The sequence below is a fragment of the Labrys methylaminiphilus subsp. lupini genome (assembly GCF_051161885.1).
Classification (GTDB): Bacteria; Pseudomonadota; Alphaproteobacteria; order Rhizobiales; family Labraceae; genus Labrys.
In genome coordinates, this window is record NZ_JBMDIH010000001.1 from 2,144,691 (window position 1) to 2,159,293 (window position 14,603).

Here is a 14,603-nt window from a genome sequence, read left to right on the forward strand (position 1 = left end):
CATGGCCCCCCCCGATCCCCCCGGCCAGACCATCATCTCCGCCCGCGACGTGCGGGTGACCTTTGGCACCCGCTTCATCCTCGACGGCCTCAGCCTCGACGTCTATCGCGGCGAGATCCTCGGCGTCGTCGGCGCCTCGGGTACCGGCAAATCCGTGCTGATGCGCACCATCATCGGCCTGGCGCCACTCTATTCGGGCGAGATCGAGGTGTTCGGCCAGGACTATCTCGGCTTGCGCCCACGCGACCAGCAACGTATTGCCCGGCGCTGGGGGGTGCTGTTCCAGCAAGGCGCCCTGTTCTCCTCCCTGACAGTGAAGCAGAACATCCAGGTGCCGATGCGCGAATATCTCAAGCTCTCGCCCAAGCTCCTGGACGAGCTTGCCATGCTGAAGATCGCGCTGGTCGGGTTGAAGCCGGATGCCGCGGACAAAAGACCATCCGAACTATCCGGCGGCATGATCAAGCGCGCGGCGCTGGCGCGCGCCCTCGCCCTCGATCCCGATCTGGTTTTTCTCGACGAACCGACCTCCGGCCTTGATCCCATCGGCGCCGGTGAATTCGACGAATTGATCGCCACGCTCAGGCAGACACTCGGCCTCACCGTCTATATGGTGACGCACGACCTCGACAGCCTCCACACCATCTGCGATCGCATCGTGGCGGTTGGCGAGGGCCGCGTGTTGGCTCAAGGCCCGATGGAGACCATGCTCGCTTCCGACCACCCCTGGCTGCGTGCCTATTTTCATGGCCCCCGATCCCGCGCAGCCCTGGCGACTGCCAGCAATGGCGCCAAGAATCCGAGCTGAACATGGAAACACGCGCTCACAATGCCCTGATCGGCCTGTTCACCCTGGCAGTCGTCGCCGCGGCACTCGGCTTCGTGATCTGGTTCGCCCGTATCAGCGAGAGCCAGACCGTCAGGCGTTTCCAGGTGGATTTCGCCGGCTCCGTCACCGGCCTCACCGTCGGGTCGAGCGTCACCTTCAATGGCATCCGGGTCGGACAAGTCGAAACGCTTGAGATCAACCCCAACAATCCCTCGGGTGTGATCGCCGTCATCAGCGTGCGTGACAAGACCCCGGTGAAAGTGGACACCTCGGCACGGCTGGAATTCACCGGCATCACTGGTGGCGCCAATATCCAGCTCTATGGTGGCAAGCCAGATACGGAGGATCTCAAGCCCAAGGAAGGTCAGCAATATGCCGTGATCCAGGCCCAGCGCTCGGAATTGCAGAATCTGGTGGACGGCGCGCGCGACACCATCACCCAGGCAGCTTCGACCATGAACCGGCTGGATGGCTGGATCAGCCAAAACGAGGCCAACGCCACGGCGACCATCCAGAACGTCCAGACCTTCACCAAGGCGCTTGCTGACAATTCGGCCAATGTTTCCGAATTCCTACACAGCACCGGTGAAGCCGCCAAGAGCATCAAGCGCGTAGCCGACAATCTCAACGGCATGTCATCCGACCTACAGGCCTTGATCAAGGCGGTCTCGCCCGAGAAGATCGATCATATCGTCACCAATATATCTCAGGCGTCCGACCAGCTGACCGCCTTCACGCGGGCCTTCGACGCCGCCAAGACGCAGGCTGCCGTCGACAATATTACCGCCTTCACCAAGACGCTGGCCGACAGCCGCGAGCCGCTGCAGGCCTTCGCCACCAACGCCTCCTCGTTGACGGCGCAGCTCAATGCGATGGCACCCAAGCTCGATGCAGGCCTCGAGAACATCAACCGCATCACCGCTGCGGTCGACAGCGCGAAGGTCAACCAGGTGGTCGACAATGTCGCCGCCTTCACCGGCGCGCTCGGCCAGAACGCCGACGAAATCACGGCCTTCGTCAAGGATGCCCGCAGGATTTCCGGTGACCTCGCGGCGATGACACCCAAGCTCGCAGCCGCCTTCGACAGCTTCAACAGGGTCGCGACCGCCGTCGATCCGGCCAAGATCGACGACGTCGTCACCAATGTGAACAAGTTTGCCGCCACTCTCGGCGATTCCAGCACCCAGGTCCGCCAGGTCGTCGCCGACGCCGGCGAGATCTCCAAGAAGCTCAACCGCGCGGCCGATCAACTCGACGGCATCATGAAGAACATCACCGCCATGACTTCGGGCCAGGGCGGCCAGGGCATGTTCGCCGAGATCACCGAAGCAGCCAAAGCCATTCGCCAATTTGCCACCAATCTCGACGCCCGTACCGCGGCATTGGCGAAGAATCTCGATCAGTTCACCGGCGCCGGCCTGCGGGATTATCGGCAATTGGCCGTTGACGGGCAGAAGACCCTGCAAAACCTGCAGCGGACCCTCAACGGCCTGCAGCGCAATCCACAACAGCTGATCTTCGGGCCGAAATCGAATATCCCTGATTACAAGGGTAAATGATATGCGTGGTGCCGGTATGCGTTCCCTCTTCGACTCACTGCCCGCTCATTCGGCGAAGGCCCTGGTCCTGTCAGCAGCCCTGCTCGCCGGAGGATGCTCCACGCTCGCTGGCTCGCCGCCGCCCGCAACCTATGACCTCAGTGCTCCCCGGGATGTCGAAGCGCGCGGCAACAGCCGTGCCCAGATCATGGTCGCCGAGCCCACCGCCCTTCAGGCCATCAACAGCGACCGGATCCTGGTGCATAGCGCCAACAGCCAGATCTCCTATCTGCCCGGGGCCCAGTGGGCCGATCGCCTGCCCCTTCTGGTTCAGGCCCGCCTGATCCAGACCTTCGAGAACGCCCACCGCATCGGCACGGTGGGACGGCCTGACGACAAGTTCACGCCGGATGCCCTGCTGGTGACGGAACTGCGTGATTTCCAGATCGATACCGGCGCTTCGCCTATTGCCGTGGTGACTGTTGCCGCTCGCGTGGTCAGCCAGAAATCGGGGCGCATCGTCGCCGCCAATCTGTTTTCCGCCCGCGTCCCCGCCGCCGGCCTGAGCGGTCAGCAGGCTTCCGGCACTCTCGATCAGGCGTTGCGCAAAGTGCTGGTCGAGATTGTGGCCTGGACGACGAGCAAGGCATCCTTGGCTTCATAATTTAAGTTAAACTTCAATCGCAACCGATTGAAATAAAAAACTTATCCAAAAATCACCCGATACTCTGCCCCCATCTCGCAACATGCGAGGGCAAGATTCAGCTGAACAGGGCCGCCTTCTTGATGAAAGGCATGGCCTCGATTTCGCCAAGGGTCACACGGGGCGCGAGTTCCCGTGGCTGCGCTGCGGCGGCGGGCTTGTGTGCGACGACCATGACTTCGTGGTCGATCGTCGCCTCCGGCTCGAGCCTGAGAGGAGCGGTGAAGATCGACTGTTCCTCCTCCACAGGTTCCTCATCGATGAAGGTCACCAGGCCAGAGGGAGGCGCCGGCTCGAGCGCTTCCTCCACTACGGCCACCATATCGAGTACCTTGTCCTGATCGCCTTCCCCTGTCGAGAAACCGGCTGCGATTTCGCTCTTGCCTGAGATCGCAGCCCATTTGTCGAGACGATGCCGGGCTGTCTCCTCCCCGGCCGCCAATTCCTTGTGCCAGCGCTGGGTGGCAAGGTGATTGGCCGGCAAGATCAGTTCCTGGCGCGGCACGTCCAGCGTCAGCAGCGCCTCGGTTGCCTCCTCGTCGAGCTCAAGGATCGGAAAGAGTTCGCCAGGCTCCGCCTCACCGACGCCGGACGCGAAAACAACCTCGCTTTGCATCGTGGCAGCGGTCGGGACCTCGGGCTCAACCTGCTCGTCGGTGACCTGCGCGAACGAGACATCGGTGCTGTCCTGGCTCGCCAGTTCCGGCGGCAGTCCCAACGCTGCGATCTCGGTCGCCGCGAGTTCGAGCCTTTCCCAACCCCGATCGATTCCGGCGACTTCAGGCTCGGCGGCATCAGACCCGACTTCGGAATCGGCTTCGATGCCGTCGTCTATTGTTGATGCATCATTCTTGCCGAAAATCGGCGTCGACGTTTCGGAATGATGCTCCAGCCTCTCATCCGCCTCAATCGAACCCGGTTCGGGAGATGAAAATGCCACCGCCGCGGGGGCTGTTTCCTCGACTGTCAAGACAGGCTTGGAAGCGCCAATCCCCGGCTCGCCTTGCACGGGCTCGGCAATCGTCCGGGGGGAAAGGTCGACCGCATCCGATCCGATTTGGGGCTCGGATACGTTGCCGTCGGTCATTATTGTCGCATCGTTTTTCCCGAAAATCGGCGCCCTCTTTTCGGCATGATGCTCCAGCGTTGTGGGCAAAGGTTGCGCTGACGCCGATGCCGCCTTGGAGCCGGCATCCACGGTCACCGGTGCCGATTGGGCGGCCGCGATTGCCTGCGCGATGTCGGCCATACCACGCGTAACCTCGTCGCGCGCATCCAGAGCTACGGCGCTCTGGACAAGGCGTTCGAGACGGCGGATTGCCGTCAGCACGGCTTCGGTGTCGGCGTTGCGGTTGCGGCGAGCATATTCGGCCAGGAACCAGCGCCCCCGCGCTGTCTCCATCACGGCCGCTTCGATGGCGCCGTAATCCTCTTCGCTGAGCAGCGGTTCGGGCGAAAGCGATTGCATCAAATGGCCCTCGTCAACTGGCACAGGCGGGCGTAAGAGAATCAACGAATCGTCGTTCTCTTGATTCTTCCCCCATATAAGCCAAAGCGCCCGCCGGGAGCCAATCCTGAGCGGTGTTTTCCCCCGATGTCGCTGATTTCCTTCAAGGATTGGAGCGCCTCACGCAAATCTGCGATTGCAGCCAGCGTGACCTACGCTCTCTTGCTCGCCGGACCTGGCGTCTACACGCCCTTCTTTCCGCTCTGGCTGGTCGAGCGCGGCTTCAATGCCAGCGATATGGGCCTGCTTCTGGCCATCCCCATGCTGATGCGGGTGAGTTCGGCTCCTTTCGCCTGGATCGGCGATGGCCCGCTTGGCCCGCGCCGCACCTTTCTGTTCATGGTCTGCTGCGCGGCCTTCGGCTATGCCGGCCTCACCTTCGCCGAAAGCTTCACCGCGGTTGCCATCAATCTGGCCATCGCCTTTGCCTTCGTCGCCGCCACCACGCCTTTGCTCGACACCATCGTTCTCGGCGGCGTCAGCCTGCATGGCCATAAATATGGCCAGATCCGGCAATGGGGCTCACTCGCCTGGCTCGTCTCCGGCCTCACCGCCGGCCTGGTGCTGAAACATCTGCCGATCACTACCGTGCCGCCGATCCTGGCGATCCTGGCGGCGCTCACGGTTTTCGCGGGCCTGTCGCTACCGGACGACCGTAGCCGCGGTCGGCGGCTGATCATGCGCCCTGCGTCCGATGGGACATCGCCGCCGCTCCAGTTGATGATCGTCTTCGTCGCCGGCATCGCCTGCCTGCAGGGCGCTCACGCTTTTCTCTATAGCTTCGGCACGCTGATCTGGCAGGACCAGGGCTTTTCCTCCTTGCAGATCGGCGTGCTCTGGGCCATCGGCGTAGTGCTGGAGACCAGCATCTTCCTATTCGGGAGCAATATTGCCGGGCGGCTCGGTTCCTACCGGCTGATCCTGTTCGGTGGCGTCATCGGCATCATGCGCTGGATACTGCTGGGCCTTGCCCCCGCCAACGGCTTCGCCGTGGCGGGACTTCAGGCCCTGCACGGCTTTTCCTTCGCCTGCGTACATCTGGCCACCATGGGCTGGGTCGCACGCTTTACGCGCAATCCCTCGGCGCGCCAGGGCGTGGTCGCCTCGGTCATCGGCATCGGCCTCACCCTCGGCACCGTGCTGTCGGGCGAGCTATACGGGCTGTTCTCGGCCCATGGCTATTTTGCCATGGCCCTGATCGCCATGATCGGCACCGGCCTGGTGGTCTTCGCCGGCGCGATCGAGCGCAAAGGAACTGATCGCCAAGGCGCTCAGCCCCAGAGCCCGGCCTCGGGCGGATAGACGGTGCTGCCGTCATAGCGCAGACCGGGCTCCCGGTCGCCGGCGAGCAATAGCGGTCCGTCGAGATCGACGACAACAGCCTGGCCGGCGAGCAGCAGTGCCGGCGCCATGGCCAGGGACGTACCGACCATGCAGCCGATCATCAGGTCGAGGTCCAGGGAACGGGCCTGCTCGGCCAGCGCGATGGCTTCGGTGAGGCCGCCCGCCTTGTCGAGCTTGATGTTGATGGCGTCATAACGCCCCTTGAGCCCCGGCAGCGATGCGCGATCATGCAAGGATTCATCGGCGCAAACGGGCACGATCCGCTCCACCTGCGCGAGGGCGCCGTCATCGCCGGCCGGCAAGGGTTGCTCGATCAGGGTGACGCCGGCTTGCGCACAGGCGCGCAGATTGGCAACCAGATTGTCGGCCCGCCAGCCTTCATTGGCATCGATGATCAATTGTGACCGCGGGGCATAGCGACGGACGGCGCCGATGCGCGCGGCGTCATCGGTGGTGCCGAGCTTGACCTTGAGCAAAGGCCGATGGGCTGCCTTGGCCGCGGCCTCCGCCATCGCCTCCGGCTCGCCCAGCGAAATCGTATAAGCCGTGGTCACCGGGCCGGGCTCGGTCAGGCCCGCCATGCGCCAGGCCGGCTTGCCGGCAAGCTTGGCCTCCAGATCCCACAAGGCGCAGTCAATGGCGTTGCGGGCGGCGCCGGCCGGAACGAGATCCTGGAGAGCGGCACGCGACAGTCCGGCCTCGATCGCCGGACGCTGTGCCTCGATGGCCTGAACCACGCCTTCCACCGTTTCGCCATAGCGTGCATAGGGCACGCATTCCCCGCGTCCTAACAGGCCATCACGGGCGATCTCCACGACGACCACAACGGCCTCGGTCTTGGATCCACGGGCGATGGTGAAGACATTGGCGAGCGGCCAGCGCTCGACGGCGAGGGAAAGACGCGTGGCCATGGTGAGCGTCAGGCCTGCTTCTCGGGGGTGTTCACGATCAAACCATCGAGATTGTCGCGAACGCGGATCTGGCAGGAAAGCCTGGAGGTCGGGCGCACGTCGAAGGCAAAGTCCAGCATGTCTTCCTCCATCGGCTCGGGTTCACCGACCAGAGGCATGAAGGCCTCGTCGACATAGACATGGCAGGTGGCACATGCGCAGGCTCCGCCGCATTCGGCCACGATGCCCGGAATGCCGTTGCGGATCGCCGCTTCCATCACCGTCGAGCCCGGCTCGGCCTCAACTTCCCGGCCTGCACCGGTGTGATCTCGGAATATGATTTTGACCATCGTCCATCTCAGCTTTCTGACAAGCGTTCTATATAGAGCGCATTGGCAAGGTTCCAGTCCGACACTGTCCGGATCGCTCCCGAACCGCGCTTTCCGGACGCGCCACTTTTGGCTCGCGCCATCTCAATCCAGGTAAAATCTCGAATTTGCCTCATTTTCGCGCGATTTCGACGTGGTAAAAAAGTCGTTAACGATGCTGCTGGAAAGCGTGCCGAAGCGGTTCCCATTCCCCTCCGTGCAGGATAGGATTTCAAGCTGGCAGCATTGTCCTTCGCATAGGCGGACCGATGCGAAACCCATTTCGCCTGAAATGGGGGGCTGAAACAGGTGCAGCGAATTCTGCCTGGGGTCGTCCGGATCCCAGGCGGGCGGCGTTGAATTGAGTAGCGTGAGGCGGATTATGGCGAACAAATCGAAGATGCAGGATCCGGCGGACGCCGCCCTGTCTGCAATCGAGGAAGCACTCAATCTGAGCACAGCTGCTTCACAAACGCCCGACAAGGAACCCGCGCAGCTTCCCAAGGCCGACGAGGGCTTCAACTTCGAGGTGGAGCCCGAGCCACAGGAGCCGCCTGCCGCTGCGCCTCGCACCGAAGACAAGCCTGCCGACCGCCCGCTCGCCCGCGAACCTCGCTCGCCCGCCAATGATGACCGCGCCAATGTCGGCCAATTGCTGCAGGCTCTCCAGCGCCGCCCTTCGCGCATGCCTTATTGGACCGCTCTCGCCCTCTCCGCTGCCTGGCTCGCCGGTGGCGCCCTGCTGCTTAGCCTCCTCGGCAACCTCACGGCGTCAAACCTGTTCCAGACCTCGACCTATCAGGCCAATCCCGGCCTGGCTCTCGGCATTCTGGCCGTGGTGTTGCCGCCCTTCTTCTTCTTTGCCGTGGCGGGCCTGGTCTGGCGCGCTCAGGAAATGCGTTTCGTCACCCGGTCGATGACGCAGGTCGCCCTGCGCCTGGCGGAGCCTGAAGGTGCCGCAGCAGAGGCCGTCACCTCCGTCGGCCAGGCCATTCGCCGCGAGGTCGCGGCCATGGGCGACGGCATCGATCGCGCTCTTGCCCGCGCCAGCGAACTCGAGATCATGGTGCACAACGAGGTCTCGATGCTCGAGCGCTCCTATACGGAGAGCGAGCAGCGCATTCGCTCGCTGGTGGAGGATCTCTCGACCCAGCGCGAAGCCATCGTCGGCAATGCCGACCGGGTGCGTTCGGCGATCGTCGTCGCGCATGACGACCTGACCCTGGCGCTCGGCTCGGTTGCCGGCCGCATCTCCTCAGAGGTCTCCGAGGCCGGCCTGCAGGTTATGCGCTCTTTCGGCGAGCGCGGCAGCCAGCTTACCTCGGAACTCGCCAAGGTTGGCGATCATATGGTCGGCGCCATGGCCGATCGCGGCAATTCGCTGATCGACCGCATGACGACGACCGCCCAGGACGTCAACAAGTCGCTGTCGAGCTCGTCCGAGCAGGTGACGGAACAGCTCAACCGCCGCGTCTCCGAGATCACCGAACACCTCACATCGACCTCCAACCAGGTCAACGAGAACTTCGCCACCCGCGCCAACGAGATCAGCAGCACGCTCTCCTCGCGCGCCCTGGAGCTCAACGAGACCCTGACCACCAGCAGCCAGCGCATCGTCGACGATATCGTCGAACGCGGCACCGCGGTGAACGACACGCTGGTGCGCACCGGGTCCGGCCTGACCAATGCCTTCGCCGAGGGCACCGACGTGGTGGTCAGTTCCATCCGTGACACCGGCGCCAAGATGGTCGAGCAGATCATCGGCTCCGTGGCCGACGTCAACAGCACGCTACGCTCGACGGGCGACGCTATTCTCGGCGACCTGCAGAGCCGCGGCATGGATGTCGCCGGCAAGCTCGAGAACACGGCCACCCAGATCGCCGAGATCATCACGACGCGTGGCGGCGACCTTGCCGACCGGCTCACCCAGACCGGCGAGCGCATCCACGAATCCATCGTGGTCGGCGGCGGCGACATCGATCGCCGGCTGGCGGCGACGGGCCAGGCCATCGTGGCCAATATCGAAAAACGCAGCACCGAAACCGAGGTCGCGGTCGCCGCGTCCGCACAGCGCCTGCAGGCCGTGCTGGAAGAGGAAGGCACGCAGCTTTCCACCCGCATCAGCACAGCTGCTCGCGACGCCTCCGGCATTCTCGCCATTGGCGGCGACACGCTGACCCGCGTCATCGGCGAGCGCAGCGCCGCCGCCGTCTCGCAGATCAATTTCGGCGTATCGCGGCTCGAGAACACCGTCGAAACCCAGACCAATGCCTTCGGCAAGGCTCTGGCCGAACGTCTCGACAACCATGAGAAGCGCAGCCAGGAGATCGCCGACGGCCTGCATTCGCGCCTCGACGAGCGCCTGTCGGGCCTGGAGACGCGCAGCCTCGACCATGCCCAGAAGGTGCATTCGGCCCTCGACGACACGCTCAAGGGCTTCGACGCCCGCTTCGCCGAAAGCGCCGGCACCATCCATACCGGGCTCGACACCCGCATGTCCGAGTTCGAGCATCGTTTCAAATCGCTCTCCACCCTCGCCCATGCCGATCTCGACCGGCGTCTGGGCGAGTTCGAGGTGCGCTTCGCCACCAATATCCAGAACAACCGTTCAGGCCTCGACGACACGCTCAAGGGCTTCGAGCAGCGCTTCAACGCCAATGCCGAGCAGGCGCATGGCGCCCTCAGCCAGCGCCTCGGCGATTTCGAGCAGCGCTTCGGCACCAATGCCGAAGATATCCACGCTTCGCTCAACCAGCGTCTCGGCGATTTCGAGAAGCGTTTCGGCTCGGGCGCCGACAGCATCCACGCCTCGCTCAGCCAGCGCCTCGGTGAGTTCGAGGAGCGTTTCAGCGCCGGTGCCGAGGATATCCACACCACGCTCAATCAGCGTCTGGGCGATTTCGAGAAGCGTTTCGGCTCGGGTGCCGACAGCATCCACGCTTCGCTCAGCCAACGCCTCGGCGAATTCGAGCAGCGCTTCAGCGCCGGTGCCGAGGATATCCACACCACGCTCAACCAGCGTCTGGGCGAGTTCGAGCAACGCTTCGGCGCCGGTGCTGACGACATCCATGCCGCCCTCAGCCAGCGCCTCGGCGATTTCGAGCAACGCTTCGTGTCGGGTGCGGGGGACATCCAGAGCACCCTTTCGCAGCGTCTGGGCGATTTCGAGCAGCGCTTCATGTCGGGAGCCGGCGATATCCAGACAGCCCTCGCCCAGCGCATGAGCGAGTTCGAGCTACGCTTCGGCTCTGGCGCCCAGGGGATCGAGACCACACTCAACCAGCATCTGGGCGAGTTCGAGAAGCGTTTCGGCTCCAGCGCACGCGACATCCAGGCAACGCTCAGCCGCGAACTGGGTGGCTTCGAACAGCGCTTCGGCGCCAGCACCGATCAGGCGCAGGCCGCGATCGAGCAGCGTATCGGCGAATTCGAGCAGCGTTTCGGCGCCAGCGCGGACCAGGTCCAGGCCTCGGTCGACAAGCGACTGGGCGAGTTCGAACTGCGTTTCGGCTCCAGTGCCAATGGTGCTCAGTCCGCTCTCGACAAGCGCCTCGGCGAATTCGAAGAACGCTTCGGCGCCAGCGCCGAGAATGCGCATGGCGTGATCGACAATCGCCTCAGCCAGTTCGAGCAGTATTTCGCCGGCAGCGCCAATGATGCCCATGCCTTGCTCGATACCCGCCTGAACGATTTCGAGCGTCGCTTCCAGTTGATGGCCTCGACGGCGGCCTCGAATTTCGAGAACCGGATCAGCGACTTCCAGGCCAGCTTCAGCGATACGCTACAAGCCAACCAGGCCGATCTCGCCGCCCGTCTCGGCGACTTCCAGAGCCGCTTCAACGGCGATGTGCAGAACACCCAGGCCGCGCTCGACGACAGTCTGGCCGCCTTCGAGATGCGCTTCGCCAGCAACACGGCCCTGGTGCGCTCCTCGCTCGACCAGCGTTTCGGCTCGTTCGAGACGCACTTCCTCAACAACTCCTCCGCCTTGCAGGATGCGCTCGACGAGCGCCTGGTTACGCTGCAGGCGCAGGTCGCGGCCAATACCGACGTTATCCATGGCGCGATTGCCGACAAGCTCAGCACCTTCGAGACCAAGTTCCAGTCGAACGCGACCACCATCCACGCCACGCTGGACAATCAGCTCAAGGTCTTCGAGCAAGGCATGAGCCAGCGCATCGGCGAGGTGAACCAGTCATTGGAACGCCAGATCGCCGAGCTCGACGATATCGTCAGCAACCGCGGCCATGCCCTCGCCGCCCGTATCGGCGACGATTCCCGGGCTCTCAGCGACGACCTCGCCCAGAAGCTGCTCGGCTTCGAGAGCTCTATCCGCCTGCACGGCACCCGCCTTACCGATCAGGTGCAGGGCCACACGGCCCATGCAGCCGAACTGCTCGGCGGCAAGCTCGAGGCTTTCGATGCGCGTTTCGGCACCCACACGGCCTCCGTCGCACATACGCTGGAAGAAAAGCTGGCGGCGCTCGATGGGCAACTGGCCGATTTGGATGACCGCCTGACCACCAAGGCGAGCGACGTCGCCCAGACTATCGAAGGCCGCCTCGCCCGGATCGATCAGGGCCTGGACAGCCGGGCCCGGTCGCTCAACGAGACCCTGGCGACCCGCACGCTCGAACTCGCCAAGCTGCTTGGCGAAGGCGGCAAGGAAGTCGGTGCCACGCTGGAAGCCAAGGCCCGCGAGGCCAGCGACCTGCTCGACGGCCGCGCCGCCGCTATCGGCAGCGTGCTCGACAACCGTGCTTCCCAGATCAGCGATCTCCTGGATGGCCGAAGCAGTGCCATCGACGAGTTGCTGGGGGGCCGCGCCACGCAGATCAGCACCCTCATCGACGAGCGGACCCAGGCGATCGGCATCCTGCTCGACGGGCGGGCCCGCGAGATCACCTCGCTCATCGACGGCCGCAGCGCCACGATCACCGACACCCTGTCACGCCGCGCTGACGACATCGTCGTGGCGCTCGGCAACAAGGGTACCGATCTGACCGAAACACTTAGCGCTCGCGCAGAGGACCTGACCTCGCATATCGACAGCCGCTCTTCGCTGATGAGCAATGACCTGACGGTCAAGGCCGCCGAGATCGCAGCTCAGTTCGACAGCAAGACCACCGCCATCGCGGACACGCTGTCCAGCAAGGTCAGCGAAATCGATCGCGCACTCAGCACGCGTGCCGACGACATCGCGCATGCCCTCGACTCGCGGATCACCCGCTTCGAGCAGGACGTTCTCGGCCGCCTCGCCGATCTCTCGGACGCCCTCGACTCGCGCGGACTGCATATCGCCGACACGCTCAGCGAGAGAGTACAGAACGTCTCGGTCGATCTCCTGCAGAATGTCGCCTCCGTCGACGCGACGCTCAGCCGCCTGTCCGGCGACGTCAGCGCCAAGCTGGGCGAGCGTGCGGACGAGATCAATGCCTTGCTCGATACCCGCACCAACGCCATGGCAGGCCTGCTCAGCGAGCGTGGTCAGCAGTTGATCGACACGCTGAACCAGATCTCGGGCGATGTCAGCACCCAATTGCGTGACAAGACCAGCGCCCTCGCCAGCCTGCTGGGCGCCCGCTCCGGCGAGATCGCCAGGATTCTCGACGAGCGCGGCCAGTTCCTGGTCGAGACGCTGTCCACGCGCAGCACCAGCATGTCCAGCGAACTCGGCGATATCGCCCAGACGGTGGCCAAGGCGCTCGACGAGCGGGCAGGAGAGCTTGCCGACCTGATCGGCAAGAAGGGCGGCGACCTGGTCGAGGCCCTCTCGACCAAGCGTTCCGAACTGAGCCAGGCGCTGGAGGCCTCTTCGCTGGCCCTCTCCTCCTCCATCGAAACCAAGGCCAGCCAGGCGATCGGTGACCTCGGCTCGTTGCAGGCACGACTGCGTGAGGAAATCAGCGGACTGCTGGATCGGGTCGCCGGCACCAACACCGCCCTGCACGAGTCACTCGACAGTTCCACCAAGGCACTTGATGCCATCGAGGGAGGCCTGGCCGATCGCATGCGCGATTTCCAGTCGACCATGCTGAGCCTGGCCGATCAGACCAGCGGCGCGACCGATCGTGTCGGCGATCAGGTCTCGACGCTGCGCGACCTTGCCTCTCACGTCATCAGCGATGTCGGCACCATGGCCGACCGCCTGGAGGAACAAAGCAATCACCTCACCAGCGCCGCTGCAGTCCTGACCGATACGCAGACGCGTGTCGACCAGGCTCTCGATGAACGTCGCGCCACCCTGGAGGCCCTGGTCACCACTGTGGGCGGCAAGGTCGAGGCAATGGAAGCGATGATGAAATCCTTCGCCGAGGTGATCGAGGAAAAGCTCGCCAATGCCGAAAGCAAGGCGCGCCAGACCAGTGGCCTGCTCGCCGATAACGCCAACACCACGGCGCAGGCCATTGCGGATCAGTTCGAACTCATCCGTGCCACTACCGGCAAGGAGCGCGATCGCACCTCCACCGCCCTCAAGTCGACCTATGAGCAGGCAGTGCAGGAAATCTCCGGCCTGTTCGGCAACGCCACCGAGCGTTTTGCCGAAGTGGCCCAGGAGATGCGTGGCATGACCCAGACCGTGAAGCAGGAGCTGGAAGCCACCCGCTCCGAGCTCAAGCGCGGCCTGCTGGAGATCCCGAAGGAGACGTCGGACTCCACCGCCACCATGCGCCGCGTCGTGGCCGAGCAGATCCAGGCCCTGAACGACCTCGCCGATATCGTCAGCCGCTCCAGCCGCTCGCTCGATATCGCCGAGCCGACGGACCGGCCGATCCCTGCCCCGCTCCGGTTGCGCGAGCGCGCCGAGGTGACACCCGAAACCTCTGCCCGCCGGACGGAAATGCCGCGCGCCGGCACGCTGCCCCCGGTGCCCGACCTGAAGCCGGCTGCTCCGGCTCGCGGAACCGCCGTGGCAGCACCTGCCTCGCGAGGCGAGCGGCGCGGCACTGGCTGGCTCTCGGAAGTGCTGGCGCGCGCCTCGCGTGACGAGCCCGAAGCGGCCCCCCAGGCCAACACGCCGGCGGTCATGGCATCCTCCCTCGACACGCTCTCGGTCGACATCGCCAAGATGGTCGAACATGACGCTGTCGCCGAGGTCTGGGATCGCTACCGTCGCGGCGAGCGCAACGCCTTCTCGCGCCGGCTCTACACACTGCAGGGCCAGCAGGCCTTCGAGGAAATTCGCCGGCGCTATCGCCGCGATGCGGAGTTCCAGGCGACGGTGGACCGCTATGTCCAGGAGTTCGAGCAGCTCATTGCCGAAGTGGACCGCGAGGACCGCAGCGGCAACATGGCAAGGACCTATCTCACCGCCGATTCCGGCAAGGTCTATACAATCCTGGCGCATGCGGCCGGCAAGCTCACCTGAGCACCGCCGGAAACAGGCAGTCCGCGACCGTTTGGTTGAGAATGAAAAAGGCCCC

The 14,603-nt window shown here is 64.3% G+C and carries 8 protein-coding genes; 5 read left to right on the top strand and 3 right to left on the bottom strand.

The features are described from left to right. Position 1 precedes the first annotated feature (1 nt). From ACN6KF_RS10155 to ACN6KF_RS10165, 3 genes are read left to right on the top strand one after another with little or no spacing between them, the layout of a single operon-like run. Positions 2-808, top strand: coding sequence for an ABC transporter ATP-binding protein (locus tag ACN6KF_RS10155; RefSeq protein WP_434956727.1), 807 nt, complete (start codon positions 2-4; stop codon positions 806-808). Between the two features lie 2 nt (positions 809-810). Then, positions 811-2,388, top strand: a complete 1,578-nt coding sequence (locus ACN6KF_RS10160; protein WP_434956728.1) for an MlaD family protein — start codon at positions 811-813, stop codon at positions 2,386-2,388. A gap of 1 nt (position 2,389) precedes the next feature. After that, the gene (locus ACN6KF_RS10165; RefSeq protein ID WP_434956729.1) at positions 2,390-3,031 is read left to right on the top strand and encodes an ABC-type transport auxiliary lipoprotein family protein; all 642 of its coding nucleotides are present in this window, start codon (positions 2,390-2,392) and stop codon (positions 3,029-3,031) included. Positions 3,032-3,128: 97 nt separating this feature from the next. Here ACN6KF_RS10165 and ACN6KF_RS10170 read toward each other — a convergent pair whose 3' ends face one another. After that, positions 3,129-4,538 (bottom strand): hypothetical protein, encoded by a 1,410-nt coding sequence (locus tag ACN6KF_RS10170; RefSeq protein ID WP_434956730.1) that lies wholly within the window; start codon positions 4,536-4,538, stop codon positions 3,129-3,131. A 126-nt stretch (positions 4,539-4,664) separates the two neighbouring features. Between ACN6KF_RS10170 and ACN6KF_RS10175 the strand changes: the two genes are divergently transcribed. Next, entirely contained in the window at positions 4,665-5,879 is a 1,215-nt protein-coding gene (locus ACN6KF_RS10175) for an MFS transporter (protein WP_434956731.1), read from the top strand. Here ACN6KF_RS10175 and dgcA read toward each other — a convergent pair. Next, positions 5,849-6,832 (bottom strand): N-acetyl-D-Glu racemase DgcA, encoded by a 984-nt coding sequence (gene dgcA / locus ACN6KF_RS10180; protein ID WP_434956732.1) that lies wholly within the window; start codon positions 6,830-6,832, stop codon positions 5,849-5,851. The genes ACN6KF_RS10175 and dgcA overlap by 31 nt on opposite strands. Before the next feature lie 8 nt (positions 6,833-6,840). Further along, positions 6,841-7,161 carry a 2Fe-2S iron-sulfur cluster-binding protein gene (locus tag ACN6KF_RS10185; RefSeq protein ID WP_434956733.1) on the bottom strand — a complete coding sequence of 107 codons (321 nt, stop codon included), beginning with the start codon at positions 7,159-7,161 and terminating at the stop codon, positions 6,841-6,843. 400 nt (positions 7,162-7,561) lie between these two features. On the opposite strand from ACN6KF_RS10185, the gene ACN6KF_RS10190 reads away from it, so the two are divergent. Beyond that, positions 7,562-14,548: an apolipoprotein A-IV repeat region-like domain-containing protein gene (locus ACN6KF_RS10190; protein ID WP_434956734.1), complete on the top strand. Its 6,987-nt coding sequence runs from the start codon at positions 7,562-7,564 to the stop codon at positions 14,546-14,548. Positions 14,549-14,603: the final 55 nt, after the last annotated feature.

Bases quoted from the DNA above. Each gene is read 5' to 3' on its own strand.
- ACN6KF_RS10155 (WP_434956727.1), top strand. From the start codon at position 2: ATGGCCCCCCCCGATCCCCCCGGCCAGACCATCATCTCCGCCCGCGAC.
- ACN6KF_RS10160 (WP_434956728.1), top strand. From the start codon at position 811: ATGGAAACACGCGCTCACAATGCCCTGATCGGCCTGTTCACCCTGGCA.
- ACN6KF_RS10165 (WP_434956729.1), top strand. From the start codon at position 2,390: ATGCGTGGTGCCGGTATGCGTTCCCTCTTCGACTCACTGCCCGCTCAT.
- ACN6KF_RS10170 (WP_434956730.1), bottom strand. From the start codon at position 4,538: ATGCAATCGCTTTCGCCCGAACCGCTGCTCAGCGAAGAGGATTACGGC.
- ACN6KF_RS10175 (WP_434956731.1), top strand. From the start codon at position 4,665: ATGTCGCTGATTTCCTTCAAGGATTGGAGCGCCTCACGCAAATCTGCG.
- dgcA (WP_434956732.1), bottom strand. From the start codon at position 6,832: ATGGCCACGCGTCTTTCCCTCGCCGTCGAGCGCTGGCCGCTCGCCAAT.
- ACN6KF_RS10185 (WP_434956733.1), bottom strand. From the start codon at position 7,161: ATGGTCAAAATCATATTCCGAGATCACACCGGTGCAGGCCGGGAAGTT.
- ACN6KF_RS10190 (WP_434956734.1), top strand. From the start codon at position 7,562: ATGGCGAACAAATCGAAGATGCAGGATCCGGCGGACGCCGCCCTGTCT.